The sequence below is a fragment of the Enterobacter sp. S-33 genome (assembly GCF_028735835.1).
Classification (GTDB): Bacteria; Pseudomonadota; Gammaproteobacteria; order Enterobacterales; family Enterobacteriaceae; genus Enterobacter; species Enterobacter vonholyi.
This window is the reverse complement of sequence record NZ_CP117838.1, coordinates 1,680,953-1,707,542: the sequence shown is the minus strand read 5'-3', so window position 1 is coordinate 1,707,542 and position 26,590 is coordinate 1,680,953. Positions and strand designations below refer to the sequence as shown.

General features: G+C 52.8%; 31 protein-coding genes and 1 tRNA gene. 18 read left to right on the top strand and 14 right to left on the bottom strand.

Translation table 11 applies throughout. The features are described 5' to 3' along the window. The first annotated feature begins 35 nt into the window (after window positions 1–35). The 9 genes from mdtH (at window position 36) to PUP35_RS07980 (ending at window position 6,712) form a co-directional block, all read left to right on the top strand. The gene (gene mdtH / locus PUP35_RS08020) at window positions 36–1,244 is read left to right on the top strand and encodes a multidrug efflux MFS transporter MdtH (protein WP_127730378.1); all 1,209 of its coding nucleotides are present in this window, start codon (window positions 36–38) and stop codon (window positions 1,242–1,244) included. Window positions 1,245–1,367: 123 nt separating this feature from the next. After that, entirely contained in the window at window positions 1,368–1,928 is a 561-nt protein-coding gene (locus tag PUP35_RS08015) for a lipoprotein (protein WP_115874720.1), read from the top strand. Between the two features lie 127 nt (window positions 1,929–2,055). Continuing rightward, the gene (gene pyrC, locus PUP35_RS08010) at window positions 2,056–3,102 is read left to right on the top strand and encodes a dihydroorotase (RefSeq protein ID WP_023311125.1); all 1,047 of its coding nucleotides are present in this window, start codon (window positions 2,056–2,058) and stop codon (window positions 3,100–3,102) included. 74 nt (window positions 3,103–3,176) lie between these two features. Beyond that, window positions 3,177–3,422 carry a DNA damage-inducible protein I gene (gene dinI / locus PUP35_RS08005; protein ID WP_008500826.1) on the top strand — a complete coding sequence of 82 codons (246 nt, stop codon included), beginning with the start codon at window positions 3,177–3,179 and terminating at the stop codon, window positions 3,420–3,422. 273 nt (window positions 3,423–3,695) lie between these two features. Then, on the top strand, window positions 3,696–3,950 hold the full coding sequence (gene bssS / locus PUP35_RS08000) for a biofilm formation regulator BssS (protein WP_008500827.1): 255 nt from the start codon (window positions 3,696–3,698) through the stop codon (window positions 3,948–3,950). A 116-nt stretch (window positions 3,951–4,066) separates the two neighbouring features. Next, entirely contained in the window at window positions 4,067–5,185 is a 1,119-nt protein-coding gene (solA, locus tag PUP35_RS07995; RefSeq protein ID WP_274242591.1) for an N-methyl-L-tryptophan oxidase, read from the top strand. A 58-nt stretch (window positions 5,186–5,243) separates the two neighbouring features. Beyond that, window positions 5,244–5,357 carry a YceO family protein gene (locus PUP35_RS07990; protein WP_032638658.1) on the top strand — a complete coding sequence of 38 codons (114 nt, stop codon included), beginning with the start codon at window positions 5,244–5,246 and terminating at the stop codon, window positions 5,355–5,357. A 208-nt stretch (window positions 5,358–5,565) separates the two neighbouring features. Next, entirely contained in the window at window positions 5,566–6,132 is a 567-nt protein-coding gene (locus PUP35_RS07985; protein ID WP_111965848.1) for a cytochrome b, read from the top strand. A gap of 1 nt (window position 6,133) precedes the next feature. Then, window positions 6,134–6,712, top strand: coding sequence for a YceI family protein (locus PUP35_RS07980; protein ID WP_274242587.1), 579 nt, complete (start codon window positions 6,134–6,136; stop codon window positions 6,710–6,712). 41 nt (window positions 6,713–6,753) lie between these two features. On the opposite strand, the gene trhO is transcribed toward PUP35_RS07980, so the two are convergent. Next, window positions 6,754–7,803 (bottom strand): oxygen-dependent tRNA uridine(34) hydroxylase TrhO, encoded by a 1,050-nt coding sequence (gene trhO / locus PUP35_RS07975; RefSeq protein WP_274242585.1) that lies wholly within the window; start codon window positions 7,801–7,803, stop codon window positions 6,754–6,756. Window positions 7,804–8,024: 221 nt separating this feature from the next. Here trhO and PUP35_RS07970 point away from each other — a divergent pair, with 221 nt between their 5' ends. The 3 genes from PUP35_RS07970 (at window position 8,025) to PUP35_RS07960 (ending at window position 10,781) form a co-directional block, all read left to right on the top strand. Beyond that, the gene (locus PUP35_RS07970; protein WP_115874716.1) at window positions 8,025–8,951 is read left to right on the top strand and encodes a Kdo(2)-lipid IV(A) acyltransferase; all 927 of its coding nucleotides are present in this window, start codon (window positions 8,025–8,027) and stop codon (window positions 8,949–8,951) included. A gap of 140 nt (window positions 8,952–9,091) precedes the next feature. Next, complete coding sequence (gene mdtG / locus PUP35_RS07965; protein ID WP_115874715.1) at window positions 9,092–10,309, top strand: multidrug efflux MFS transporter MdtG; 1,218 nt, start codon at window positions 9,092–9,094, stop codon at window positions 10,307–10,309. 97 nt (window positions 10,310–10,406) lie between these two features. Further along, window positions 10,407–10,781 (top strand): MysB family protein, encoded by a 375-nt coding sequence (locus PUP35_RS07960; protein ID WP_115874714.1) that lies wholly within the window; start codon window positions 10,407–10,409, stop codon window positions 10,779–10,781. A 6-nt stretch (window positions 10,782–10,787) separates the two neighbouring features. Here PUP35_RS07960 and PUP35_RS07955 read toward each other — a convergent pair whose 3' ends face one another. The 3 genes from PUP35_RS07955 to mdoG all read right to left on the bottom strand — a co-directional run bounded on the left by PUP35_RS07955 (window position 10,788) and on the right by mdoG (window position 15,174). Next, complete coding sequence (locus PUP35_RS07955; protein ID WP_032650824.1) at window positions 10,788–11,015, bottom strand: YceK/YidQ family lipoprotein; 228 nt, start codon at window positions 11,013–11,015, stop codon at window positions 10,788–10,790. 84 nt (window positions 11,016–11,099) lie between these two features. Beyond that, entirely contained in the window at window positions 11,100–13,628 is a 2,529-nt protein-coding gene (mdoH, locus tag PUP35_RS07950; RefSeq protein ID WP_274242581.1) for a glucans biosynthesis glucosyltransferase MdoH, read from the bottom strand. Beyond that, a complete protein-coding gene (gene mdoG, locus PUP35_RS07945; protein WP_274242579.1) occupies window positions 13,621–15,174 on the bottom strand; it encodes a glucans biosynthesis protein MdoG in 1,554 nt (517 codons plus the stop codon). The genes mdoH and mdoG overlap by 8 nt, the downstream gene beginning before the upstream one ends. Before the next feature lie 254 nt (window positions 15,175–15,428). Here mdoG and mdoC point away from each other — a divergent pair, with 254 nt between their 5' ends. Beyond that, the gene (gene mdoC / locus PUP35_RS07940; protein ID WP_274242577.1) at window positions 15,429–16,568 is read left to right on the top strand and encodes a glucans biosynthesis protein MdoC; all 1,140 of its coding nucleotides are present in this window, start codon (window positions 15,429–15,431) and stop codon (window positions 16,566–16,568) included. A 33-nt stretch (window positions 16,569–16,601) separates the two neighbouring features. Here mdoC and ymdB read toward each other — a convergent pair whose 3' ends face one another. The 5 genes from ymdB to csgB all read right to left on the bottom strand — a co-directional run bounded on the left by ymdB (window position 16,602) and on the right by csgB (window position 19,080). After that, window positions 16,602–17,144: an O-acetyl-ADP-ribose deacetylase gene (gene ymdB / locus PUP35_RS07935; RefSeq protein WP_111966170.1), complete on the bottom strand. Its 543-nt coding sequence runs from the start codon at window positions 17,142–17,144 to the stop codon at window positions 16,602–16,604. A gap of 107 nt (window positions 17,145–17,251) precedes the next feature. Then, on the bottom strand, window positions 17,252–17,572 hold the full coding sequence (locus tag PUP35_RS07930; protein WP_111966171.1) for a type 1 fimbrial protein: 321 nt from the start codon (window positions 17,570–17,572) through the stop codon (window positions 17,252–17,254). A gap of 164 nt (window positions 17,573–17,736) precedes the next feature. Beyond that, window positions 17,737–18,069, bottom strand: coding sequence for a curli assembly chaperone CsgC (csgC, locus tag PUP35_RS07925; RefSeq protein ID WP_111966172.1), 333 nt, complete (start codon window positions 18,067–18,069; stop codon window positions 17,737–17,739). A 61-nt stretch (window positions 18,070–18,130) separates the two neighbouring features. Further along, entirely contained in the window at window positions 18,131–18,583 is a 453-nt protein-coding gene (csgA, locus tag PUP35_RS07920) for a curli major subunit CsgA (protein WP_008500842.1), read from the bottom strand. 41 nt (window positions 18,584–18,624) lie between these two features. Next, complete coding sequence (csgB, locus tag PUP35_RS07915) at window positions 18,625–19,080, bottom strand: curli minor subunit CsgB (protein WP_248173434.1); 456 nt, start codon at window positions 19,078–19,080, stop codon at window positions 18,625–18,627. Window positions 19,081–19,843: 763 nt separating this feature from the next. On the opposite strand from csgB, the gene csgD reads away from it, so the two are divergent. From csgD to csgG, 4 genes are read left to right on the top strand one after another with little or no spacing between them, the layout of a single operon-like run. Next, window positions 19,844–20,494, top strand: a complete 651-nt coding sequence (csgD, locus tag PUP35_RS07910; RefSeq protein ID WP_021240790.1) for a biofilm master transcriptional regulator CsgD — start codon at window positions 19,844–19,846, stop codon at window positions 20,492–20,494. Window positions 20,495–20,498: 4 nt separating this feature from the next. Further along, window positions 20,499–20,888 carry a curli production assembly/transport protein CsgE gene (gene csgE, locus PUP35_RS07905; protein WP_008500845.1) on the top strand — a complete coding sequence of 130 codons (390 nt, stop codon included), beginning with the start codon at window positions 20,499–20,501 and terminating at the stop codon, window positions 20,886–20,888. A gap of 23 nt (window positions 20,889–20,911) precedes the next feature. After that, window positions 20,912–21,325, top strand: a complete 414-nt coding sequence (gene csgF / locus PUP35_RS07900) for a curli production assembly/transport protein CsgF (RefSeq protein WP_023311106.1) — start codon at window positions 20,912–20,914, stop codon at window positions 21,323–21,325. A gap of 26 nt (window positions 21,326–21,351) precedes the next feature. Further along, window positions 21,352–22,185, top strand: a complete 834-nt coding sequence (csgG, locus tag PUP35_RS07895) for a curli production assembly/transport protein CsgG (RefSeq protein ID WP_021240792.1) — start codon at window positions 21,352–21,354, stop codon at window positions 22,183–22,185. A gap of 43 nt (window positions 22,186–22,228) precedes the next feature. On the opposite strand, the gene PUP35_RS07890 is transcribed toward csgG, so the two are convergent. The 4 genes from PUP35_RS07890 to ghrA form a co-directional block, all read right to left on the bottom strand. Next, window positions 22,229–22,711, bottom strand: a complete 483-nt coding sequence (locus PUP35_RS07890) for a DUF1097 domain-containing protein (RefSeq protein WP_248173431.1) — start codon at window positions 22,709–22,711, stop codon at window positions 22,229–22,231. Window positions 22,712–22,807: 96 nt separating this feature from the next. Further along, complete coding sequence (locus tag PUP35_RS07885; RefSeq protein WP_274242565.1) at window positions 22,808–23,362, bottom strand: TorD/DmsD family molecular chaperone; 555 nt, start codon at window positions 23,360–23,362, stop codon at window positions 22,808–22,810. A gap of 22 nt (window positions 23,363–23,384) precedes the next feature. Then, a complete protein-coding gene (locus tag PUP35_RS07880; protein WP_008500850.1) occupies window positions 23,385–24,122 on the bottom strand; it encodes a phosphatase in 738 nt (245 codons plus the stop codon). Window positions 24,123–24,206: 84 nt separating this feature from the next. Continuing rightward, window positions 24,207–25,145, bottom strand: coding sequence for a glyoxylate/hydroxypyruvate reductase GhrA (gene ghrA, locus PUP35_RS07875; RefSeq protein WP_115874709.1), 939 nt, complete (start codon window positions 25,143–25,145; stop codon window positions 24,207–24,209). Window positions 25,146–25,377: 232 nt separating this feature from the next. Between ghrA and PUP35_RS07870 the strand changes: the two genes are divergently transcribed. Beyond that, window positions 25,378–25,465 (top strand) — tRNA-Ser (locus PUP35_RS07870). A gap of 136 nt (window positions 25,466–25,601) precedes the next feature. Here PUP35_RS07870 and PUP35_RS07865 read toward each other — a convergent pair. Next, complete coding sequence (locus PUP35_RS07865) at window positions 25,602–26,507, bottom strand: LysR family transcriptional regulator (protein WP_252092729.1); 906 nt, start codon at window positions 26,505–26,507, stop codon at window positions 25,602–25,604. Window positions 26,508–26,590 lie beyond the last annotated feature (83 nt).

Here is a 26,590-nt window from a genome sequence, read left to right as displayed (position 1 = left end):
AGCGTGCTCACCATCTTATTTTCCCTGGAGGGAAAATGTCCCGCGTATCACAGGCCAGGAGCCTGGGTAAATATTTCCTGCTCGTCGATAACATGCTGGTCGTGCTCGGCTTTTTTGTCGTATTTCCCCTTATATCGATCCGCTTTGTCGATCAAATGGGCTGGGCGGCATTAATGGTCGGCATTGCCCTGGGGCTACGCCAGTTTGTCCAGCAGGGTCTGGGCGTCTTTGGCGGGGCTATCGCCGACCGCTTTGGCGCTAAACCGATGATCGTTACCGGTATGCTGCTACGCGCGGCAGGGTTTGCCACGATGGCGGTCGCCCAGGAGCCCTGGCTGCTCTGGTTCTCCTGTTTCCTCTCCGGCATCGGGGGCACGCTGTTCGATCCGCCACGTACCGCGCTGGTGGTGAAGCTGATTCGCCCTCAGCACCGCGGCCGTTTCTTCTCGATTCTGATGATGCAGGACAGTGCCGGGGCGGTTATCGGCGCCCTGCTGGGAAGCTGGCTGCTGCAGTATGACTTCCGTCTGGTCTGTGCGGCTGGGGCGGTGCTCTTTATTCTGTGCGCGCTGTTTAATGGCCTGTTCCTGCCCGCCTGGAAGCTGTCGACGGTCAAAGCGCCGGTCCGGGAAGGGCTTGGCCGGGTCCTGCGCGACAGGCGTTTTGTCACCTATGTGTTGACCCTGACGGGATACTACATGCTGGCCGTACAGGTCATGCTGATGCTGCCGATCATGGTTAACGATATTGCGGGCACGCCTGCAGCCGTAAAATGGATGTACGCCATTGAAGCCTGCCTGTCGTTAACGCTGCTTTATCCAGTTGCCCGCTGGAGCGAGCGACGTTTTCGTCTGGAACATCGCCTGATGGCCGGGCTGTTTCTGATGACGCTGAGCATGATGCCGATCGGCCTGGTGAACACGCTCCAGCAGCTGTTTACGCTGATTTGCACGTTCTATATTGGCTCAATCATCGCCGAGCCTGCCCGCGAAACGCTGAGCGCCTCGCTTGCGGATGCGCGTGCGCGCGGCAGCTATATGGGGTTCAGCCGCCTGGGGCTGGCGCTCGGCGGTGCATTAGGTTACGCCGGGGGCGGCTGGTTGTTTGATGCCGGCAAAGCGTTAAATCAACCTGAACTCCCGTGGATGATGCTGGGCGCGGTGGGCTTTATGACGCTACTCGCCCTGTGGTGGCAGTTCAGCCAGAAACGCAGCGCGAGCGGCATGCTCGAGCCTGGCGCGTAGCCTTTCCCTCGGGCGGGAGCCTCTCCCGCCCCACTTCTCAGTTTTTTCTGCTGGTTTCTGCCCATTCACGCTGACATACTGGCGTAACAGGACAGAAGCGCCGATTTTTCGTTGAGGAACACTATGAAGAAAATTTTCTTTGCCGCTGCATTAGTTGTCAGCGGCCTGCTGGTTGGCTGTAACCAGCTCACGCAATATACCGTCAGTGAACAGGAAATTAATCAGGCGCTGGAAAAACATAACAATTTCTCGAAAGACATTGGCGTGCCGGGGCTGGCAGACGCGCATATCGTGCTCACAAACCTGAGTAGCCAGATCGGACGTGAAGAGCCAAACAAAGTCACCCTGGCCGGTGATGCGGACCTCGATATGTCCTCCCTGTTTGGCAATCAGAAAGCCAACATCAAGCTCAAGCTGAAGGCACTCCCTGTTTTCAACAAAGAGAAAGGGGCGATTTTCCTGCAGGAGATGGAAGTGGTCGATGCGCAGGTGTCTCCGGACAAGATGGCACCGGTTCTGCAAACCCTGATGCCCTATCTGAACCAGTCGCTGCGTAATTATTTTAACCAGCAGCCCGCGTACGTCTTAAGTGAAGACAAAAGCAAGGGTGAAGCCCTGGCGAAAAAATACGCAAAGGGCATAGAGGTGAAACCGGGCGAAATTATCATTCCTTTCACCGATTAACCTGAAGGGCGCTGCGGCGCCCTTTTTTTTCACGGAAAAGTGTGCAAACGAAAACGTTTCCGCTTATGATTTGTGTCCGGCAAAAACAGCCATCCTTATGACTGATTCCTGACAAGCCGGAGCTTCCATGACTGCACAACCCCAGGTTCTTAAAATCCGCCGCCCTGACGACTGGCATATCCATCTGCGCGATGGCGATATGCTGAAAACCGTCGTGCCTTATACCAGCGAAATTTATGGCCGCGCGATTGTCATGCCTAACCTGGTTCCACCAGTCACCACCGTCGATGCCGCGATAGCCTATCGCCAGCGCATCCTGGATGCCGTGCCTGCGGGACACGATTTTACCCCGCTGATGACCTGCTATCTGACCGACTCGCTGGACCCGAACGAAGTGGAGCGTGGGTTTAACGAAGGCGTCTTTACGGCAGCGAAACTCTACCCGGCGAATGCCACCACCAACTCCAGCCACGGCGTCACCAGCATTGATGCCATCATGCCGGTTCTGGAACGCATGCAGAAACTGGGTATGCCGCTGCTGGTCCATGGTGAAGTCACGCACGCGGAGATTGATATCTTCGACCGTGAAGCCCGTTTTATCGAGACCGTGATGGAGCCTTTGCGCCAGCGCCTGCCCGCGCTAAAGGTGGTATTTGAGCATATCACCACCAAAGACGCGGCAGAGTACGTGCGTGACGGCAACGATCTTATCGCCGCCACCATTACGCCACAGCACCTGATGTTTAACCGTAACCACATGCTGGTGGGCGGGGTGCGCCCTCACCTGTACTGTCTGCCTATCCTCAAACGCAACATCCACCAGCAGGCGCTGCGCGAGTTGGTCGCCAGCGGGTTCTCCCGCGCGTTCCTCGGTACCGACTCCGCACCTCACGCCCGCCATCGTAAAGAGGCGAGCTGCGGCTGTGCAGGCTGCTTCAACGCCCCAACGGCGCTTGCCAGCTACGCAACCGTATTTGAAGAGATGAACGCGCTGGAACATTTCGAAGCATTCTGCTCCCTTAACGGCCCGCGCTTCTACGGCCTGCCGGTCAACGACACCTTCATCGAGCTGGAGCGGAAAGCGAGCCACGTTGAGGAGTCCATTGCCCTGACGGATGATACGCTGATCCCATTCCTGGCGGGTGAAACCGTTAACTGGACGGTAAAACGTTAAAAAATCAATCCCCCTTGTTGTCAAAAAGATAATATACCTGTATAAATAAACAGTATACTACACAGGGGGCATTTATGCGTATTGAAGTCACCATAGCCAAAACTACCGTTCTGCCTGCCGGCGCGCTTGATGCACTGGCAGGCGAATTATCCCGCCGTATTAACAACACCTTTCCCGATAACGCGGGCGCCGTAACGGTGCGTTACGCCGCGGCGAACAACCTCTCCGTCATTGGTGCTGCGAAAGAAGATAAAGATCGCATCAGCGAAATCCTGCAGGAAACGTGGGAAAGCGCAGACGACTGGTTTATCACAGATTAACACTGCTCCCTCATTGTGTTTTTTGCCGGGTCGCCCCGGCTTTTTTTTGTCTAAAAATCCTGCAAGTTCAAATTAATTCGGCATCTTCTTTAAGAATCGTGAACAAGATGGTGTTTTATTGTTCGAACAATCCTAAAAAGCAGAAAAATGTGTTGCCAGCTGTTTATTTTTCCCGTCGGAACCCTTATTACTTGGTATACTGAAGATGCTTTCAGAAAAACATGCATTGAACCTCAGAGCCGTTGTCTTCTAACACGCATTAAGGGGGTTATAATGGAAAAGAATAGTGAAGTGATCCAGACCCATCCACTGGTTGGCTGGGATATCAGTACCGTAGATAGCTACGATGCGCTGATGCTGCGTTTGCACTACCAGACCCCGAATCAACTCAACCGTGAAGAAGCGGAAGTTGGACAGACGCTGTGGCTAACAACAGACGTCGCCCGTCAGTTTATTTCTATTTTAGAAGCAGGTATTGCAAAAATAGAATCTGGCGACTATCAGGAAAATGAGTATAAACGGCACTAAGCTTATGCCCACTTTTCTCTCTACAGGCACCCTCGCGGTGCCTTATTTATTTCTCCCTTGTCTAACCCCGCGTTGTTAATTACTCTGCTAACAAAACGTCAGTTTATGAGATGCATATGAAATACGACTTAATCATTATTGGTAGCGGCTCCGTGGGTTCCGCCGCCGGTTATTACGCAACACAGGCAGGCCTGAAGGTCCTGATGATCGATGCCCACCTTCCTCCCCATTCGGAGGGCAGCCATCATGGCGATACCCGCCTCATGCGCCATGCGTATGGAGAAGGCGAGCGCTATGTACCGCTGGTGCTTCGCGCCCAGACGCTGTGGGACGAGCTGGCGAAGCAGACCGAAGAGCGTATTTTTGAGCGTACCGGCGTTATCAACCTTGGCCCTGCTAATTCTGATTTTCTCGCCAGCGTCGAGCGCAGCGCAAAAGCCTTTAATCTTGATGTCGAGAAGCTGGACGCGACGGGCATTACCGCGCGCTGGCCTGAAATTACCGTCCCCGACGATTACATTGGCCTCTTTGAAGCCCACTCCGGCGTGCTGCACTGTGAAACAGCGATCAAAACCTGGATCGATCTTGCCGCGAAAGCCGGCTGCGCGCAGCTGTTTAACTGTCCGGTAGAGGCTATCACCCATGACGAGAATGGCGTCACGGTAACGACTATTGACGGCGAATATTCAGCGTCCTGCCTGCTCGTCAGCGCAGGAACCTGGGTCACGCGCCTGCTGCCGGAACTGCCTGTCCAGCCGGTGCGTAAGGTCTTCTCCTGGTTCCAGTCGGATGGGCGCTACAGCGCGCAGAATAAATTCCCGGCCTTTACCGGCGAATTGCCGAATGGCGATCAGTTCTACGGTTTCCCTTCCGAGAAAGACGCGCTGAAAATCGGTAAACACAACGGGGGCCAGGCTATCGCCTCCCCTGACGAGCGTAAGCCCTTCGGCGCCTGGCCACAGGATGGTTCAGAGGCCTTCTCGTTCCTGCGCACTATTCTTCCGGGCGTTGGCGGCTTGCTGTATGGCGCGGCCTGTACCTACGACAACACGCCGGATGAAGACTTTATCATTGACACCCTGCCGGGGCATGACAACGTCCTGCTTATCACCGGGCTGAGCGGCCACGGCTTTAAGTTTGCTTCCGTGCTGGGTGAAATCGCCGCGCAGTTTGCCCAGGGCATCACGCCGCAGTTTGATCTGACGCCCTTCTCCCTCTCGCGTTTTAACGGATAATCCGCCACGGGCTTCGGACGTCGGAGCCCGTTTCATTCACACTGCATTACGGGATGTTATGCGCAGGATCGTTAGCTTTCTTATGAATAATATTCGCGAGCATTTTATGCTCTATATCTTACTGTGGGCGCTACTGGCCATTATTGATTTTGTTTACATCGTATTTTATTGAAAACCATGATTGACAATAATTGACGTTTATTTAGGTTTGCTGAAACTCTCAATTTCATCTTGCACGAAGCCATTGAATTACATTTATTGATCCTGTTCAAAAACGCTGAAATAAATAAAATAAAAATCAATAGACAATTATTTCAGTTGCAATATCCCACCTTCCCGTTCATTTTTACCTTTCGGTTAATATGAAAATGGACATTCTGATGCAATTGCGTAACTCCTCCCGGCGCTACGGAATAATATCCATAAGTTTGCACTGGATATTTGCTCTTGCCGTCTACGGTATGTTTGGACTTGGGCTCTGGATGGTCACGCTCAGCTATTACGATGGCTGGTATCACCAGGCGCCAGAGTTGCATAAAAGTATTGGTGTCCTGCTGATGCTGGGGCTGGTCTTCCGAGTGATCTGGCGACATATCTCCCCGCCGCCCGCCGCGCCAACGTCTCACAGCAAATTTACCCGCGTTAGTGCAGTCGCCGCGCATATTGCCCTCTATGCGCTGCTGTTTGCCATCCTGATTAGCGGCTATCTCATTTCGACGGCTGACGGTAAGCCGATTAACGTTTTTGGCCTGTTCGAGGTTCCGGCAACGCTTAGCGATGCCGGGGCGCAGGCCGATACGGCGGGGGTAGTTCACCTCTGGCTTGCCTGGAGCGTGGTGATCCTCTCCGTGCTGCACGGGCTTGCCGCCCTCAAGCACCATTTTATTGATAAAGACGATACGCTAAAGCGCATGCTTGGCCGCTCGTCAGTTGACTCTGGAGCATAAAATGAAAAAACACCTGCTGGGTATCGCCCTGGGTTCTCTGATATTCACCGCCGGTAATGCCGTGGCGGCGGATTATAAAATTGATAAAGAGGGCCAGCACGCTTTCGTCAATTTCCGTATTCAGCACCTGGGCTACAGCTGGCTGTACGGCACCTTTAAGGATTTTGACGGCACGTTCACTTTTGACGAGAAAAATCCCGCGGCCGATAAAGTCAATGTGACGATTAATACGAACAGCGTCGACACGAACCACGCAGAGCGCGATAAACACCTGCGCAGTGGGGAGTTCCTCAACGTCGCGAAATTCCCGCAGGCGACCTTCACTTCTACTGAGGTGAAGAAAGACGGTGATAAGCTGAATATTACCGGCAACCTGACGCTTAACGGCGTAACAAAACCGGTCACGCTTGATGCTAAATTACTGGGCCAGGGTGACGATCCGTGGGGCGGTAAACGCGCAGGCTTTGAAGCGGCAGGGAAAATTCACCTGAAAGATTTTAATATCACAACGGATTTAGGCCCGGCGTCTCAGGACGTGGAGCTGATTATTTCCGTTGAAGGGGTACAGCAGAAATCATAATTGATTCGCCCGGCAGGTTTTAACCGTGCCGGGCGTTATTATCATTCCGGGTCAGGGATACCCAGTTTGGTATTCAGACGACCGCGTGATTTATTAAAAATCTTGTTGCCGTTTTCACGTCCTGCGCGACGGCGACGCTGCTCTTCTTCCGGCAGGATGCTCTCTTCACTGCACAGCTCGCTACAGCAGCCGTTAAACTTCTCGGCACAGGCCGGGCACTGAATGAACAGCAGATGGCAGCCGTCGTTTTTGCAGTTGGTGTGGGTATCGCACGGCGCGCCGCACTGATGGCACTGGGCAATAACGTCTTCAGAGATACGCTCACCCATCCGCTCGTCAAAGACAAAGTTTTTCCCGATAAAGCGTACCGGCAACCCCTGCTCGCGGGCGCGGCGAGCGTACTCAATAATGCCGCCTTCAATGTGCCAGACCTTATTGAAGCCGTTGTGCTTCATCCACGCGCTGGCTTTCTCACAGCGGATACCGCCGGTGCAGTACATAACGATCTTTTTATCTTTATGCTCCTGCATCATCTCAACCGCTTTGGGCAATTGCTCGCGGAAGGTATCAGCCGGGATTTCCATCGCGTTCTCGAAATGTCCCACTTCGTACTCATAGTGGTTACGCATATCAATGAATACGGCATCCGGATCGTCCAGCATCGCATTCACTTCCGCAGCCTTCAGGTATTCACCGACATTCGACGGGTTAAACTCAGGATCGTCGATACCGTCTGCCACGATGCGTTCACGAACCTTCATTCGCAGCACCCAGAAGGATTTCCCGTCATCATCCAGGGCAATGTTCAGGCGTAAGCCGTCGAGTGCAGGGTCAAACTGATAAAGTACGTCACGGAAGGCGCTGACTTTGCTTTCCGGTACGCTAATCTGCGCGTTGATGCCTTCACGGGCAAGGTAGACCCGGCCGAAGACGTTAAGCGCCGTGAACGCCTGATAAAGCGCATCGCGGGTCGCCTGCGGATCGTCGATCGTGAAGTATTTATAGAATGAGATGGTTGTGCGCGGTTCGGTTTCAGCCAACATACGCGCTTTTAACATCTCATTCGAAACGCGGTTATGTAACACTGGCATGGTGTACAGTCCTGGATTCGTTAGAGAGAATGAAAAATCGGTCGGCATCATATAGCAAACAAAACCAATTTACATCCACACAATTTACGCTACATTTCACACACCCTGATTAATCAGGCTTAACAATTGCTGTATTCGTGCACGCTTCGAAAGCAGATATTTTGGCTACGTCTCAAAAAATGAGACACTAGCAAAACAGGACGTTTGAACACAGGAAAGACATGACCCAGTTACCAAAATTTACTGCCGCCCTTTTGCATCCCCGCTATTGGTTGACCTGGCTTGGCATCGGCTTTTTATGGCTTCTGGTACAGCTTCCCTACCCTGTTATTTTTCGGTTGGGTAAATTTCTGGGCCGCTTCGCGCAACTGTTTATGAAACGTCGAGCCAGAATCGCGTACCGCAATCTTGAGCTGTGTTTTCCGCAGATGAGCGAGTCAGAGCGTCACGATATGGTCGCGAAGAATTTCGAATCCGTCGGGATGGGCCTTATGGAAACCGGCATGGCGTGGTTCTGGCCGGACAAACGCATGGCTCGCTGGAGCGAGGTGACGGGCACCGGCATGGATCCGGTGCATACGCTTCAGGCCAACCAGACGGGCGTTCTGCTGATCGGCGTCCATTTCCTGACGCTCGAAATCGGGGCGCGCATGTTCGGCATGCAGGCGCCGGGCATTGGCGTTTATCGCCCTAACGATAACCCGGTCATCGATTTAATCCAGACCAATGGCCGCATGCGCTCCAACAAAAGCATGATCGACCGTAAAGATCTGAAGGGAATGATCCGCGCGCTGAAATCCGGTGAAGTGGTCTGGTACGCCCCCGACCACGACTATGGCCCGCAGGCCAGCGTATTTGTCCCCTTCTTCGCCGTTGAAGAGGCCGCCACAACGACCGGAACCTGGATGCTGGCGCGGATGTCCAAAGCCGCCATCGTGCCTTTTGTTCCCCGCCGTAAGCCGGATGGTTCAGGCTACGAGCTGATGATGCTGGAGCCGGAACTCGCGCCGCCGCTCGACGATGCGGAAACTACCGCGCGCTGGATGAACAGCGTTGTGGAGAAGTGCATTATGCTGGCGCCCGAGCAGTACATGTGGTTGCACCGCCGCTTTAAAACGCGGCCACAAGGCACGCCGTCTCGCTATTAATTCTCATGCGGCCCTCAGGGCCGCATGCTGTTTTAGCTTTAAAAGCTCCCCCTCATTGCGGCATTCATAACCCAGGCGCATAATTAGCAGGCTTATTACTTCATGCTTCAGGTGCTCAGCACCTCATTATGCGGATTGTTATGTCACCCTCAGATGCCCCCATAAACTGGAAGCGTAACCTCACGGTTGCGTGGCTTGGCTGTTTCCTCACCGGCGCGGCGTTTAGCCTGGTTATGCCTTTCCTGCCGCTCTACGTCGAACAGCTGGGCGTGACGGGCCACAGTGCGCTCAATATGTGGTCCGGCCTGGTATTCAGCATCACGTTCCTGTTTTCCGCGATAGCCTCACCCTTCTGGGGCGGCCTTGCCGACCGCAAGGGGCGAAAAATCATGCTGCTGCGTTCGGCGCTGGGGATGGCCATCATCATGGCGCTGATGGGCGTGGCGCAAAACGTCTGGCAGTTCCTGATTTTGCGCGCGCTGCTGGGCCTGCTGGGAGGATTTATTCCCAACGCGAACGCCCTGATTGCCACACAAATTCCCCGCCATAAAAGCGGCTGGGCGCTGGGCACGCTCTCAACCGGCGGCGTGAGCGGTGCCCTGCTGGGGCCACTGGCCGGCGGACTCCTGGCCGATAGCTATGGACTGCGGCCGGTTTTCTTTATCACCGCCAGCGTGTTGTTCCTGTGCTTCATCGTCACCCTGCTCTGTATTCGTGAAAACTTCACGCCTGTCGCCAAAAAAGAGATGCTCCACGCCAGGGAAGTGCTGACCTCGCTCAAAAATCCCAGACTGGTGCTGAGCCTGTTCGTGACGACAATGATTATCCAGGTGGCTACCGGGTCGATTGCCCCTATTCTGACGCTTTACGTTCGCGATCTGGCGGGTAACGTCAGCAACATTGCGTTTATCAGCGGACTCATTGCCTCCGTTCCCGGCGTGGCGGCGCTGCTGAGCGCCCCGAGGCTCGGAAAACTGGGGGACCGGGTGGGTCCGGAAAAAATACTGATCTGCGCGCTGGTGATTTCCGTCCTGCTGCTTATCCCGATGTCGATGGTGCAAACGCCATGGCAGCTGGGCGTCCTGCGCTTTTTACTGGGAGCCGCCGACGGCGCGTTACTGCCCGCCGTACAGACCCTGCTGGTTTACAACTCCACGAACCAGATTGCCGGGCGTATTTTCAGCTATAACCAGTCATTCCGCGATATCGGTAACGTCACCGGACCGCTGCTCGGGGCTGGGGTCTCCGCCAGCTTCGGTTTTCGCGCCGTCTTTATCGTGACGGCGGGCGTCGTGTTGTTCAATGCCATTTATTCATGGTTTAGTTTATCCCGCGCGTTACGGCCGGTGACGGAATAAGACGAACGCCTGACAGCTTATTTTCGTATTCATACTTGCAGAATCGGATATTCAGCTATTCTTTCCCTGAAACCTTCTGGAAAACAGGGAGACACCAATGACCATGTACGCCACGCTGGAAGAAGCTATTGATGCCGCTCGTGAAGAGTTCCTCGCCGACAACCCCGGCGTTGAAGAAGAAGATGCTGACGTGCAACAGCTTAATATCCAGAAATACGTTCTGCAGGATGGGGATATTATGTGGCAGGCCGAATTCTTTGCCGATGAAGGTGAAGAAGGGGAATGTTTGCCGATATTAAGTGGTGAAGGTGCGCAGGCCGTCTTTGACGGCGACTATGAAGAAATCGAACTTCGGCAGGAATGGCTGGAAGAGAACACCCTGCACGAGTGGGATGAGGGTGAGTTTCAGCTCGAGCCGCCGCTTGATACGGAAGAAGGTCAAACCGCAGCCGATGAGTGGGACGAACGTTAATTTAGGTTATTCGTAAGGGCCATGGCTGGCATCAATCGGCAGCAGCAGCGTGTCGAAAATCAGCGAGAACGGCAGATCGAGCACGGTCAGGTAGCGCCATGCGGAATCACGGAGATCCCATTTCACGCCAGGGTAATACTGATTCCCGTGGCCTTGCCCTGGAATGGTGCGACTGATGATACTGCCGCAGCCGCTGAGCAGGCATGCCATCAGTACGACGATGATTATTTTCATGAGTAACCTCTAAAAAAATACCGGCGATTAAGCCGGTATTTTATTTGGCGGGAGGCGCTTCGCTTACCCATCCTACTTAAAAACTTACTTCGCCTTCAACGCCAGCGGGTTAAGTTTCAGTTCCTTATAGTAGTTTACCCACGAAGAGTATCTCTCCGGAGCGGACCACACGCGATAGTGAAGACGCGCCATCGTGACCGGGTCGCTCAGCAGGACCAGACGACGGTCGCGGTTGAGTTTTTCCGGAGTCTCGTTAAGCGCCTGCTCTACGTGACGATCGCGGGCAATCTCCAGCACCTGGCTTGCGCGGTGGCGCGCCGTCGCCATAGCCGTTGCCAGGGCGTTGAATGACGGGTTAAACACGGCGTGCATGAAGCCGTCATCCAGCGTGCGATTGCGGTTCTGCTCCAGGTAACGATCGGTATCCACCAGCACCTGCGGCGGGGAATACTCTTCCGGGATCAGGAACAGCTTCCAGCGTTTGGTCCGCAGTCCCACCGTCGAACGGCTGGAGATCACGGAGACAAACGGCGACAGGATCAGCGAGAAGACAATCGGCGCCAGCCAGAACAGGAAACGCAGATCCAGCCACGCCATCCCGGCCGCCCACACCAGACCCAGCAGCAGCTGAGAACCATGGCGCATAAAGGCTTCGCTCCACGGCGTGGAGTCGTCATCACGCTGCGGTGAGTTCCAGACCACCTCCCAGCCCAGGAATGCGCTGACCACGAACACGGTGTGGAACAGCATACGCACCGGCGCCAGCAGCACGGAGAACAGGACTTCCAGCAGCAGTGAAAGGGTCACGCGGAAGAAACCGCCGTACTCTTTCGAGCCTTTGCACCAGATCAGGATGATGCTGAGCAGCTTAGGCAAGAACAGCAGCACCATGGTCGAGGCAAACAGCGCGATCGCCAGCTCCGGACGCCACTGCGGCCAAACCGGGAACAGCTGCCGCGGTTGCAGGAAGTATTGCGGCTCCGTCAGGGCATGGACGACCTGCAGCGCGGTGGAGAGCGCAAGGAACATAAACCACAGCGGTGCGGAGAGATACGACATCACGCCGGTCAGGAACACCGCACGGTGAACCGGGTGCATCCCTTTAACAAGGAACAGGCGGAAGTTCATCAGGTTACCATGACACCAGCGGCGGTCACGCTTGAGCTCGTCCAGCAGGTTCGGCGGCAGCTCTTCGTACGATCCCGGCAGGTCGTAGGCAATCCAGACGCCCCAGCCAGCACGACGCATCAGCGCCGCTTCTACGAAGTCGTGCGACAGAATAGAGCCGGCAAACGAACCCTCGCCCGGCAGCGGCGCCAGCGCACAGTGCTCAATGAACGGCTTCACGCGGATAATGGCGTTGTGCCCCCAGTAGTGCGATTCACCCAGTTGCCAGAAGTGCAGACCTGCCGTAAACAGCGGCCCGTAAACACGGGTGGCGAACTGCTGGCAGCGTGCATAAAGGGTGTCCATTCCGGACGCTTTTGGTGAGGACTGGATAATACCCGCGTTCGGGTTGGCTTCCATCAGACGCACCAAACCACTCAGGCAATCTCCGCTCATGACGGAGTCTGCATCCAGCACGACCATGTAGCTGTACTGGTTACCCCAGCGACGGCAGAAGTCATCAATGTTACCGCTTTTACGCTTCACACGACGACGACGGCGGCGGTAGAAGATCTGGCCTTCGCCCTGCACTTCCGCAATCAGCTCCATCCAGGCTTTTTGCTCTGCCACGCAGATATCGGGGTTATAGCTGTCGCTCAGGATGTAAACGTCGAAATGCTCCGCGTTGCCGGTGGCCTTTACGGACTCCCAGGTTGCACGCAGCCCCGCGAATACGCGGTCAACGTCTTCGTTACAGATAGGCATAATCAGCGCGGTACGGTGCTCAGGATTGAGGGGTTCATTCCCGACCGTTGATGCTGAAATGCTGTATTTGTCACGCCCCATCAGCAGCTGCAGGAAGCCCATCAGCGCGGTCCAGAAGCCGGCTGAGACCCAGCAGAAGAGAACCGCGAACAGCAGAAGGATGCCGCTCTGCAGGATGTACGGCAGCAGCTGCATGAAGGAGACCCAGAGATCCTGGCCCATCATGTCCGTCGGGTTTATGAATGCCCAGCCCTGATACGGCAGGATGGTTTTCATATACCAGGTCGCGACGACCGTCTGCGCAAGCGTCAGAAGCAGCAGGATATAGCGACGGATTGTCCCCACGGTACGCCATTTCTGTTCAGACGCCTGCTCTTCTTTCGTCAGGCGTGACAGATAGCGCGGCGTCACATCACGTCCACGCAGGCGATCCCAGAAGCGACCCACCGGGTTGGTGCGCCACGGTTCGGGGAACATAGAGGAACGCGTGGCCTTCGGCATCGCCTGAAGCTGATCGCGTCCTTCATCGTCTTTAATCAACTGCCCTTCCGCCAGCGAGTCCGGCCAGGCCTGCTCCAGACGCGCCTTGACTGACCCAAGCGGCGTATCATCATCACGGGAAAACTGACGATGTTCACCATCCAGCGCGGTGTGAACCGCGCGGATGTCGCTCTTAGGCAGTGCCGCTTTTTCGATATCCGTCAGCGGCATGGCATCAATATATTCAGATGTATTATTCATTGGCAGGTAGCTGATAGCTCCAGGTTTCACTCAGCGGCTGATCGTTACTGACCAGCGCAGCACGCATTTCAGTGGTCTGTTTCGGATCTTTCACTTTCACGCGCAGGGTCAGACGCCAGCCTTTGGTTACCGGGTTGTAACGCACGGTATTCTCAACGATTTCACCGTTATCACCGATGCTGGCCTGAGCGGCAACGGCGGTGTCCGGTGCCAGTTTCTTCATATCCTGGCCCGTGAAGTCCACGACAAACGCCACGGTGCCGTCAGGCTGACGGATAAGATTTGACTGCTTCACATCACCCGTTGAGCGGCGAGTCTGCATCACATACGCGTTATCCGGCGCATGCAGCTTATCTTCGTCGCGGCTGAAGGTAATGGTGTACTTGAAGTTCATCTCTTTACCGGCTTCCGGCAGCTGATCCGGTGTCCAGTAAGCAACGATGTTATCGTTGGTTTCGTCGTTGGTTGGAATTTCTACCAGCTCGACCTTACCTTTACCCCAGTCACCGTTTGGCGTGACCCAGGCGCTTGGACGCTGGTCATAGCGATCGTCCAAATCTTCAAAACGGGAGAACTGACGACCACGCTGCAGCAGGCCAAAACCTTGTGGGTTTTCCATCGCGAAGCTGCTCACCGCCAGATGTTTCGGGTTATTCAGCGGACGCCAGATCCACTCACCGTTACCAGCATGAATCGACAGACCGTTGGAGTCGTGCAGTTCCGGGCGGAAGTTGGTTGCTGGTGACGGCTGGTTCGGCCCAAACAGGAACATGCTGGTCAGCGGCGCAACGCCCAGTTTGCCCACTTTATCACGCAGGTAAACCTTAGACTGTACGTCAACCACCGTGTCGCGGCCCGGCATAATCACAAAGCGATAGGCCCCGGTCGCACGCGGCGAATCCAGCAGCGCGTAGATAGTCAGACGTTTATCCGTTGGTTTTGGACGTTCAATCCAGAACTCACGGAAACGTGGGAACTCTTCACCTGATGGCAGCGCGGTATCAATAGCCAGTCCGCGCGCAGAAAGCCCGTATACCTGCCCCGCGCCAATCACGCGGAAGTAGCTGGCACCAAGCATGCTGACGATTTCGTCGTTTTTATCTTTGCTGTTGATCGGGTAAAGCACCTTAAAGCCTGCGAAGCCCAGGTCTTTCACCGTATCTTTGTCGTGTTGCACATTGCCAAAATTGAAGTAATCCGGGCTGTATTTGATCTTACGTACCGCTGTTGCCGTCACTTCATTGATGGCAACAGGCGTGTCGAAGTACATACCCTGATGATAAAACTCAAGCTTGAACGGGGTTTTAATATTGCTCCAGTACGCTTTGTCGTGATTGAACTGGATCTGCTGATAGTCCGCATACTTCATGTCGCGGAAAACGGAGGGCAAGTTACTTTTCGGCGCTTCGTAGCTCTTGCCTGCCATCGATCTTGCCTGTTTTGCGACATCGTCGATGTTAAAGGCCAGTGCCGATGAGGTATACAGTGATAACACCACTACAGCACCCAACCAACGCATTTTCATCATCTGTGGTTTATGTTTCATAATAAGTAAGCACTTCCCCCTTTGTGTGCTTATATCGATCCGATCCATTTTAATGGAAACTCAGGCAATCCGACAACATTATCACTGCTTTGTTCAGCTGCTGGCTCATGGATTAAGCAAATGAAAGAACCCGCTATTCACTTTGCGTGCTTATCCTGGAGACAGGGTGTCGGTCTTGGTGTAGGGTTGGCTTCGAATGTAACCATTATGAGTCTTAGGGATAAGACGAAAAGTCTGAGAATGCACAACGTTATATGAGCACAACACCAACAGAACGTGAATATTTCCTCGACTCGATCAGGGCCTGGCTGATGCTATTGGGGATCCCCTTTCACATTTCACTGATTTACTCCAGCCATACCTGGCACGTGAATAGCCAGATGCCCTCCTGGTGGCTGACGCTGTTTAACGACTTTATTCACGCCTTTCGTATGCAGGTTTTCTTCGTCATATCCGGCTATTTTTCTTACATGCTGTTTCTGCGATACCCGCTTAAGCGATGGTGGAAAGTACGCGTGGAGCGCGTGGGCATCCCCATGCTGACCGCAATTCCGCTGCTGACGCTGCCTCAGTTCATTATGCTGCAATACGTCAAAGGCAAAGCGGAGAACTGGCCGAATCTGACGCTGTATGAAAAGTACAATACGCTGGTCTGGGAGCTGGTGTCTCACCTGTGGTTCCTGCTGGTCCTTGTAGTGCTCACAACGGTAAGTCTGTTGATTTTTAGCCGCCTGCGCCACCATCTGAGCACGAAAGCCGACACCTTCTTCGCCAACGTTACGATGGGCAAACTGTCAGTGCTCTTCTTGCTGTTGGGGATCGCTTATGCCGCCGTGCGACGGACGCTGCTTATCGTCTATCCGCCTATTTTGAGCGACGGGTTATTTAATTTCGTGGTGATGCAGTCACTGTTCTACATTCCGTTCTTTTTAATCGGCGCGCTGGCTTTTATTCATCCAAAGCTTAAATCGCTGTTTGTCACCCCGTCACCGTGGTGCGCGCTGGGGGCAACCCTTGCGTTCGCTGCATATCTGCTGAATCAGCGCTACGGCAGCGGCGACGCCTGGATGTATGAAACGGAAAGCGTGATCACGATGCTGCTGGGCCTGTGGATGGTGAACGTGGTATTCGCGCTGGGCCATCGCTTGCTGAACTTTAAGTCCAGCCGCGTGACTTACTTCGTTAATGCATCACTGTTTATCTATCTGGTGCATCATCCGTTGACGCTTTTCTTCGGGGCTTACATCACACCGCACATCGCCTCCAACACGCTGGGCTTCTTTACCGGGCTGGTTTTTGTGGTAGGGGTGGCGATCGTACTTTACGAAATCCATCTGCGGATCCCGCTCCTGCGTTTCCTCTTTTCAGGAAAACCGCAGGCAAAAGCCTCATAAACCACGCGGCGCACCTGATGCGCCGCGTTTGCTTCAGCTTTCCAGCTCTTGTCTGCGCTGAGTCAGAAGCCGCTGATAAAGATGCGTGGTGTCGTCGTCAAAACAGACAAAAATCACCTTCTCTGGCAGCGGTTTTAACGACAGATAGCGGTAAACGGTTTCTACAGCGATCGTTGCGGCTGCTGCCTTAGGATAACCATACACGCCGGTGCTGATAGCCGGGAACGCCATCGTTTTATAACCGTTGTCGGCGGCCAGTCGCAGACAGTTCCGGTAAGCCTCTTCCAGAATACTCGCTTCGTGCCGATCGCCACCGTGCCAGACGGGCCCAACGGCATGAATAACCGCTCTGGCGGGCAAATTGCCCGCCAGCGTAATTACCGCATGACCGGGAGGACATTCGCCCTGCTGTTGCCGCACGGTTTTACAGGCTTCGAGCAGCTGCGGTCCGGCAGCACGGTGAATCGCCCCGTCTACACCGCCTCCCCCCATGAGGGAAGGATTGGCCGCATTGACGATGACGTCGACGTGCATTGTCGTAATATCGCCTTGAATAATTTCAATTTGCGGTTTCATAAAGCCCCTCTGCAATCCGCCTTTTTCTTAAGTGTATCGCAGAGGTGACCGGGAGAAAAAACTATCAGAAAAAATCCTCTTCCTCCTCAGGGCGGGGAGAACGCGCATTAGCGATACTGGATTTCAATAACTGCAAGCGTTTTTTCAGGATTAAGGTATTTCATATTGAGCGTTGCCAGGTTTGAGTCGCTCACTTTCCCGTTAAGCGCCTCTTCATAGCTGACCATACGCGTTTGCATACGGTTATTATTTGGACATGACATTGCAAATTGTTGCTTCTGCGGAGTGATTTCACAAGGGTCGGCGACGATAGCACCGCGAAAATGAATGACACCGCCGTCAACAACTGTGGCCGAATAAGCCGGGATACTCAAAGCAGAAACGACCAGACCCAGACCTGCTACGAGTCGAGCAAAATAGTTGTTCATTATAGGTACTCCTCAATGAAAATCGTCCATGAGGGGTAAACGCGCTTCATTTATTACGGCAAACGAAGTTTCACGTTACGGAACATAACGACCTGGTCCCTGATATCAGCATAGCTCAACGCCACAGACCCGCCACATTCACAACGTATTGATTTAATACATTTTTATAGCGAACGTTCCGCTGGCGACCACTGTTGTGATAAATGAAGCGATTTTCCATCTGTAACGGTGACAACGATTTTTACCGTGTCTCCTGCATTAATATTTAAACTCAGGCGCATTAAATCAATCGTCTGATTAGCGGGTATAAAAAGTGTGTTTTGCTGCCGGGAAGAACTTTGCCCCCCCTGCCCTTCTCGTAAAGAAACAATCTGAACCTGACAATCACACGACTGCGCCAGAGTGACCTGAGGAATAATGGTGGTCATATTTTCCTGCTGCGACGTTTTGAAGGTGATCTGACTGGAAAGCGCGGCCAGGAGAATTAAGGTATTCATGATGAACTCCCGAAAAAAAACAGGGCTGATGCCCTGTTTTTTTGTAGCACAGATTTCAGTATCAGTACTGATGAGCTGTCGCGTGGTTACCAAAGCCGATCTGGGTAACGTTGACAGTAGAGTTAGAGGCAGTCTGGTCAACGAGTGCGCCGTTAAAGCCGCCGGACTGGCTAACGTTCATAACAGATTTTTTACTGTTCCACTGATCAAGTGTTGCACTGTTGCCGAATCCTTTCTGGGTCAGGTTGATTTTACTGTCATCAGAACCCTGACCAACGTCAGCGCCGTTACCGCCACCTTTCTGGGTAATATTCAGCACGGAATTTCTGGCGTCTGTCTGCAGAGCAACCGCGGAGTTACCGCCACCGTCCTGATAAATATTCAGGGTTGAATTTGGACCACTGTATCCGCCATGACCATGCCCATGACCCCAGCCGCCCTGATTAATAGAACCCGCCATAGCACTACCAGAAACTACGATTGCTGCAAGCGCTGCCACTTTGAGAAATTTCATGGTAAACCCCCATCGGATTGATTAAAGTCGTCGCGAAAGCGCTAATGTTGAATAACGTTAATCGCCATTTGCGACTGTTTCTGCACTACAACTGCGGTTTTCTGCGTACCGTACTGCGTAATATTTGCTCTATTACCCGACCCTTTCTGGATAATTTTTGCGCTATTACCGTATCCATCTTGCGTAATACCTGCATCATTCGCGTTTCCGCTCTGATCGATCCAGGCTATATTGTAACTCCCTGATTGATCAACTCTCGCTCTGTTGCCTGCCCCATCCTGGGAAACAATGGACAATAGTTTCGAACCTTCCTGGCGAACCTGAGCGTCATTGAAAACACCCTGTTGACCAATAATGGCTGCCTGATTGAGTGATGAAAGACTTAATTCGTTAACCGCAAAGTTATATTCAGCATTTGCTAAATCTGAATTCGCTGCGGATACAAATCCAGGCGCACCCAGTAATGTAAACATCATAAATAACGATGTGTATTTCATGTTGTCACCCTGGACCTGGTTATTGAATAACTCCATAACCCTATAACAGTGTCACATGTAAAAACGATTCGTATTGTGTTAACGCGTCGTTACGGTGAAGAGTATGTCCGCTGAAACATTTTAAATATCTCACCCGCGCGGCTTATTTTTATTTTTCAGATCACCACAAAGTCGTAATTCACATCAAAAACCACTTTATTCAGGCCAGCTTATATTTTTTATTAAATGCATTTGTCGAAAGGGTTGTACAGCAACACAAAAGCTGTCCACGCCTCCTCCCGGGGTGTTTAAACGTAACGGCATGAGAACATTTTTTCTCAGCACGTGACACGAGACCTCTTTTCTTAAGCCAGACTGCTGCTCATTCGATGGCTTAGTAAAAACCTGTAACTCATACTAAATTATTGCTTTATAAAATAATAAATATCCTTTTAAATCATGAAATTAAAAATATTTGTATGATTTTTAAAATCTGTGCAGCTCTATTTATGTGTACAACTTTCTCATCAATTCTCGCCATTCAAAACAACTCAATTTCACAAATTAATATTGATTTTTACATTATGTAACATGTTTAACACTTGCTTTAAACTTCGTAAAAGCTAGATTGAAATTAGATGTACGAAATTGGTTTTATATTTACCTCCCTGTGGAGGTTATGGTCTGATTCTACACACAGCAGTGCAACATCTGTCAGTACTTCTGGTGTCCTCTTTTAAACAGGAGGACAGCTGCCAGGTGCCAAATAAAGTGGGGTTTCATCATGTATAATGAAGTCCATAGTTTACATGGTCATACATTACTGTTGATCACAAAACCTTCTCTGCAAGCGACAGCATTATTACAACATTTAAAGCAATCTTTATCACTGAACGGGAAATTGCATAATATTCAACGTTCTTTTGATGATATTGCACCTGGCAGCATCATTCTTTTCGATATGATGGAAGCGGATAAAAAACTTATCCATTACTGGCAAGATATTTTAAGCAGGAAAAACAACAATATCCGCGTGCTATTGTTGAATACGCCTGATGAATATCCTTTCAGAGATATTGAAAGCTGGCCGCATATCAATGGCGTGTTCTACGTCACAGAAGAAGAAGACCGGGTAGTTGAGGGTCTGCAAGGTATATTGCGCGGAGAGTGTTATTTTTCGCAAAAGCTTGCCAGTTATCTCATCACGCACTCGGGAAATTATCGTTATAACAGCTCAGAGTCAGCACTGCTCACGCACCGTGAGAAAGAGATCCTGAATAAGTTACGCATTGGTGCTTCAAATATTGAAATCGCCCGTTCGTTATTTATCAGCGAAAATACGGTAAAGACGCACCTTTATAATCTTTTCAAGAAGATAGCTGTGAAAAACAGAACTCAGGCTGTTTCGTGGGCAAACGATAACCTCAGGCGTTAATCACATGAAGCGCACGTTGAGTTGGATCGCCGCAGCGAGTTTCCTGCTCGCTGCCGGGAATCTGAAGGCCGTCGAGGTCGAAGTTCCCGGATTGTTAACAGACCACACTGTTTCATCGGTCGGGCACAGTTTTTACCGTGCCTTTAGTGATAAATGGGACAGTACTTATACCGGAAATATAACGATCAACGAGCGGCCCAGTGCACGATGGGGAAGTTGGATAACAATAACGGCTAATCAGTACGTTATTTATCAAACGTTTTTATTCCCCACAAAAATGGACTTCGATAAAAACGTAGCCCTGGCACTGGCACAATCAGAAGACGCTATTAATCGCCTGCAAATAGATAAAGCCCTATTAAGCACCAGCGATTTAGCAAAAGACGAGTTCTAGCGAACCGATATGCGGAGGCTGTCATGCGTATTGCATATGCAGTTGTTTCGATAATGCTGATAACACCCATAAGCTGGGCCGGAAACATGACGTTTCAGTTCCGTAACCCTAACTTTGGCGGTAACCCTAACAACGGCGCGTTCCTGCTGAATGAAGCTCAGGCGCAAAACTCCTATAAGGATCCCAGCTTAAAGGATTTTAGCATTGATACCCCGTCCGCACTGGACAACTTCACTCAAGCTATTCAGTCGCAGATTTTAGGTGGGTTACTGACCAACATTAATACCGGTAAACCCGGCCGGATGGTGACCAACGACTTTATCGTTGATATCGCCAACACTGACGGACAGCTTCAGTTGAACGTGACCGATCGTAAAACCGGAAGAATCTCCACCATTCAGGTTTCCGGTCTACAAAGTAATTCAACTGACTTTTAAACAATAGCTAAATAAGGACAACGATCATGCAGCGCTTCCTGATTTTTGTTGCAGTGTGCTTATTGAGCGGTTGTTTAACTGCTCCACCTAAAGAAGCTGCAAAACCTACATTAATGCCTCGGGCCCAGAGTTATCGTGATTTAACGCATTTACCTGCTCCAACGGGGAAAATATTTGTCTCCGTATACAACATTCAGGATGAAACCGGGCAATTCAAACCTTACCCGGCAAGTAACTTCTCCACGGCCGTGCCGCAAAGCGCAACCGCGATGCTGGTTACCGCGCTCAAGGATTCGCACTGGTTTATTCCCCTGGAACGTCAGGGTCTCCAGAACCTGTTGAATGAACGTAAAATCATTCGTGCAGCACAGGAAAATGGTACCGTCGCGGCCAATAACCGTACGCCTCTGGAATCTCTGGCGGCAGCGAACGTGATGATTGAAGGATCGATTATTGGCTACGAAAGTAATGTTAAATCGGGTGGAGCGGGCGCGCGGTATTTCGGTATCGGCGCGGATACCCAATACCAGCTCGACCAAATTGCCGTTAACCTGCGTGTGGTCAACGTCAGTACAGGCGAAGTGCTCTCTTCGGTGAACACCAGCAAAACCATACTGTCCTATGAAGTTCAGGCAGGGGTATTCCGCTTCATCGATTACCAGCGTTTGCTGGAGGGTGAAATTGGCTACACCTCCAACGAGCCGGTCATGATGTGTCTGATGTCAGCCATTGAAACCGGCGTGATCTTCTTAATCAACGACGGTATTGACCGCGGGCTGTGGGATCTGCAAAACAAAGCAGACGTGCAGAACCCGATACTGGTGAAATACCGCGATATGTCAGTCCCTCCGGAATCCTGACAGGAAGCGCATAAAAAAGGCGAGATGATTATCTCGCCTTTTTTTATTCGCTCACAGCCGTGACGTTTTGCGCTTTTTCCCGCCGCGACGCCAGCCAAAGACCGCTGTTTTTCATGGCATAGCCAAACAGCAACCCCAGCGCCAGGGAGGGGACCACCAGCTTCCAGTCACCCTGCCCTGCAAAGGTCGCACACGCCCCAATAAAGGTTCCAGGAACAAATGAAAGCAGCAGATGCTTAGCCTGGATGCACATTAAAAAGGCAACAACGCCCGTCATCACGTATCCCAGCATCTCCAGATGCGGCGCCAGCGCGCTGCCTTTCATGATCACCAGCGCCCAGATAACGCCGCTCATCAGGGTGCAGCCAGAGATAAAGAGCCCTTTGACGCCCCCCTGCGGGCAGGCGAAATAGGCCGTACAGCCAAGGAATCCGGCCCAGCTGAGTAATCCGAGAGACACGGCCACCCATCCCCAAAGTCCGGAGAGAATGCCCGTCGTTATTGCGATACAAAGTAATATGTTCATGGCGCGCATCTTAGCAGAAGCGCACCATAGAAATGAGATCAGAAGCACATTATGTGCAAATTGAAATGCAGAGTTGCAGAGTTTATGTGACTTAGGTCACTCTTCATTCTCTTCTTCGAGCTCATCCCACATCGCCGCGATCGCGTCGCGCGTGAGCGGTGCCAGCGTTCTCCAGAACGGCGAGGAGGCATGCGCTTCAACTTTACCAAGGAATGTTCCGACCCACGGCAGCAGGTACGTTTCGAACAGGGTTTCGATAGCTTCGTTCTCATCATCCCCGGCGTTGTCTTCGATCCAGGAGGCAGCAAGCAGCAGCGTACCGATATGATCCGCCGGCGTATCGCTCAGCGGCATACCGCGGGTGGAGAGGAAAGCGCGGACTTCCGCTTCCGTCGCCCCGTCCTGCCAGGCAGAACGGTATGGCGAAACGCGGCACTCATCGCCGACGAACAGCGCATTGTAGTCCGTCGCAATCTGCTGCATATCGCAGCTTTTTTGCAGACGTTCCAGTAAATCATCCTGTTCCAGCGGCCAGTTCTGCGCCAGTTTACCTTCACGAATCAACGTAAAAAGCGGAACCAACAGCGGGTCTTGCGGCTGGCGATAATAGAGCGTACCCAGCACGCGGCAGAGGATGGAAAACTCGTTCATTTTTTATTATTCCATTACACAATTAAAGATCGGCAAATTCGGCAATCGGCTCCATTCCGCGGGACTCAAGGAAATCGAGCATGCGGCGCGGAGTAACGTTCAGGATTTGCGCTTCCGGGAAGTTAACATCATTCAGCACTTTCAGGCACTCGCTGAAATCACCCAGCGTAAACGCGGTATGAGAATCTGAGCCCAACGCCACCATGCCGCCCGCATCGCGGACGGCGGCCGCCACTTCGCGACAGTTGGCTTCACTGCCCTTACGCGAGTGAACAAAAGAGGAGTTATTAATCTCCAGCGCCACGCGGTGCTTCGCTGCCGCCTGCGCGACAGCCTGAATATCAATCGGATATTTTGGGTTACCGGGATGACTGATAATGTGCACATTGCCGCTGGCAATGGTGGCAATCATCGCCGCGGTATTGGTCTCTTTATCCTGAGGAGCAAAAACCGGCTCATGGAAGCCGGCGAGGATAAGGTCAAGAGACGTCAGCATCGGTCCGGTGCAGTCGATCTCACCGTCGGTATTTTTGATGTTTGCCTCAATGCCGCGCAGTATCCCAATGCCGTCCACCAGACGTGGCCAGATCCGCATATTCACAAAATGCCAGTAGTGCGGCGCATCCGCCATATCCGGGCCATGATCGGTGATCGCGAACAGCTTGATGCCTTTAAGCTTCGCCTGGGCGATATAATCATGGAGGTTGCTATAAGCGTGGGTACTGGCGACGGTGTGCATATGCAGGTCAACGGGATACATCTCTCTCTCCTCTGCGGTTTTTCCAAAGGATAGCAGTTATCAGCGGCGAATATTAGCAAAAACCCGGCGAACGCCGGGTTTCTCTCAGTAGCCGCGCTGTCTGTCGACCTGGCCGGTGACCGGGTTACCCTTTTCCATTTCGCTGATGGTATGGGATATATACGCCACCGCTTCTGCCGGACGCGTCACGGCGGCCACGTGAGGGGTCATCGCGACGCGCGGGTGCGCCCACAGCGGGCTTTCCGCGGGTAGCGGCTCACGGCTATAGACATCCAGCATGGCACCTTTAAGCTTTCCACTGTCCAGCGCCTTCAGCAGATCGGGCTCGACCAGATGCACCCCGCGCGCCAGGTTCATCAGGTAGCTCCGATCGACGAGCTGATTGAGCAACGCTTCATTGATGATACCGACCGTTTCCGCCGTATTGGGCAGCAGGTTGATGAGCACGCGCGTACCGTTCAGAAAAGCCGGGAGTTCATCCGTCCCGGCAAAGCTCTCTACGCCCGGATAATCTTTGCGGCTGCGACTCCAGCAGCGCAGCGGAAAGCCCCACGGAGCAAGGGCTTCAGCCACTTTTGAGCCCAGCACGCCCGCGCCGAGGATGCCGATGGTAAAGTCTTCACGACGGTAATCCGGCAGCGGCTCCCAGCGGGCCTGCTGCTTAAATGCCTGATAGTCATCAAAGCGGCGGAACCAGTGCAGAACCTGGCTCACGGCATATTCCTGCATCTGCTGGCCCATTCCGGTATCTTCCAGGCGAAACAGTGGAACGTCTTCCGGCAGCATTTCAGGGTGTGCCTTAAGTTTGCTCAGAATGGAATCCACGCCGGCTCCCAGGGCAAAAACGGCCTTCAGCTTGCGGCCCTGGAGCATTTCTACCGGAGGATGCCAGACCAGCGCATAGTCAGCATGTTCATTATCGCCGCGCTTCCACTCGCGTACGCGTGCGCCGGGCAGCGCCGCCGAAAGTGCGTCAATCCAGTAAGCGTTATCAAATGTAGGGTGATAGAAGAGAATATCCATGGTCATTCCTGCCTTTTATTGCGCTGTTTTGCTTTCATTTTCAAGTGGATTGTCAGCATAACAAATTTATCAGGAAACCGCGTTGCTGATAAAAGAGGCATTTTATGCACATTTAAGAATCATGTTGCCTGAAGTTTGTCTAAACGCGCTAAATTACTGAAAAAGTGAGTTGACGGCAGTTCGGCTTTTCCTTACATTAGCGCCCGTCCCGTCAACAACGGGATGACAATATGGTGAGGTGTCCGAGTGGCTGAAGGAGCACGCCTGGAAAGTGTGTATACGGCAACGTATCGGGGGTTCGAATCCCCCCCTCACCGCCATATTTAAAGAAGAGCTCGCATGAAAATGCGGGCTTTTTTTTTCGCATATTGTACGCATGCAGGGGGGATTCGAACCTTGTGGCTCTGTGCGAAAACTCATGTCGGGTGGCGCTGCGCTTACCCGACCTGGAAAAAACTAGTCTTCCACCATCTTCGCATACTCTTCAGTCAGAAAATCCACCAGCGCCCTAACGGAGGGCAGCAAACCGCGTCTTGAAGGATAAACGGCATGAATCACTTCCCGTCTGGGTTCCCATGCCTCAAGCACCCGGACCAGCTCACCGGACGCAAGCTGATCCTTCACCATCAAAATCGGCAACTGCACCACGCCAATGCCTGCCATGGCGGCTTCACGCAGCGCGAGCATATCCGTACTGATCAAACGGGGATGGTAATGGATCTCCGCTTTCGCCCCGTCGGGTCCGGAAAGTGCCCACTTATGGTTGTGCTTTCCCTCTCCCATACTTAATCCAGGCCAGGCGCTGAGTTCAGACGGCATTGACGGTTCCCCCAGACGGGCAATCAACGCCGGGCTTGCCACCAGGCAATGCCCCCTGTCAGCCAGCACCCTTAGCACCAGGTCACTGTCATCAAACGGACGCGGGCGTACGCGGATCGCGATATCCACGCCCTCTCCCACCAGATCTACACGCCGGTTAGTCGCCTCAAGCTGAAGATTGATCCCGGGGTAGCGCGCCATAAATCTTGCCAGCATCGGACCAACGTGGACATGCAGTAAGGTTATCGGGCACGTGATCCTGACGATACCGCGCGGTTCGGCCTGCAGTGCCGCCACGGCTTCCTCGGCAGCCTCGGCCTCCACCATCATCGCTTTGCAGTGCTGATAGAACGTCTGGCCGACCTCGGTCACCGTAAAATGCCGGGTTGTTCTATGGATGAGCCGTACGCCAAGCCGCTCTTCCAGCTGCGCAATCCGGCGGCTTAGCCTGGACTTCGGTAAATCAAGCGCCCTTCCCGCCGCAGCAAAGCCACCGTAGTCCACCACCTTCACAAACCAGACAAAGTCATTGAGATCCTGCATAAAACCTCATCGTTCTATTTTCAGAACAGTGAATGCCATTTTCACTATCTACCGGGATATTGACCCTGAATATAAGCTAATTA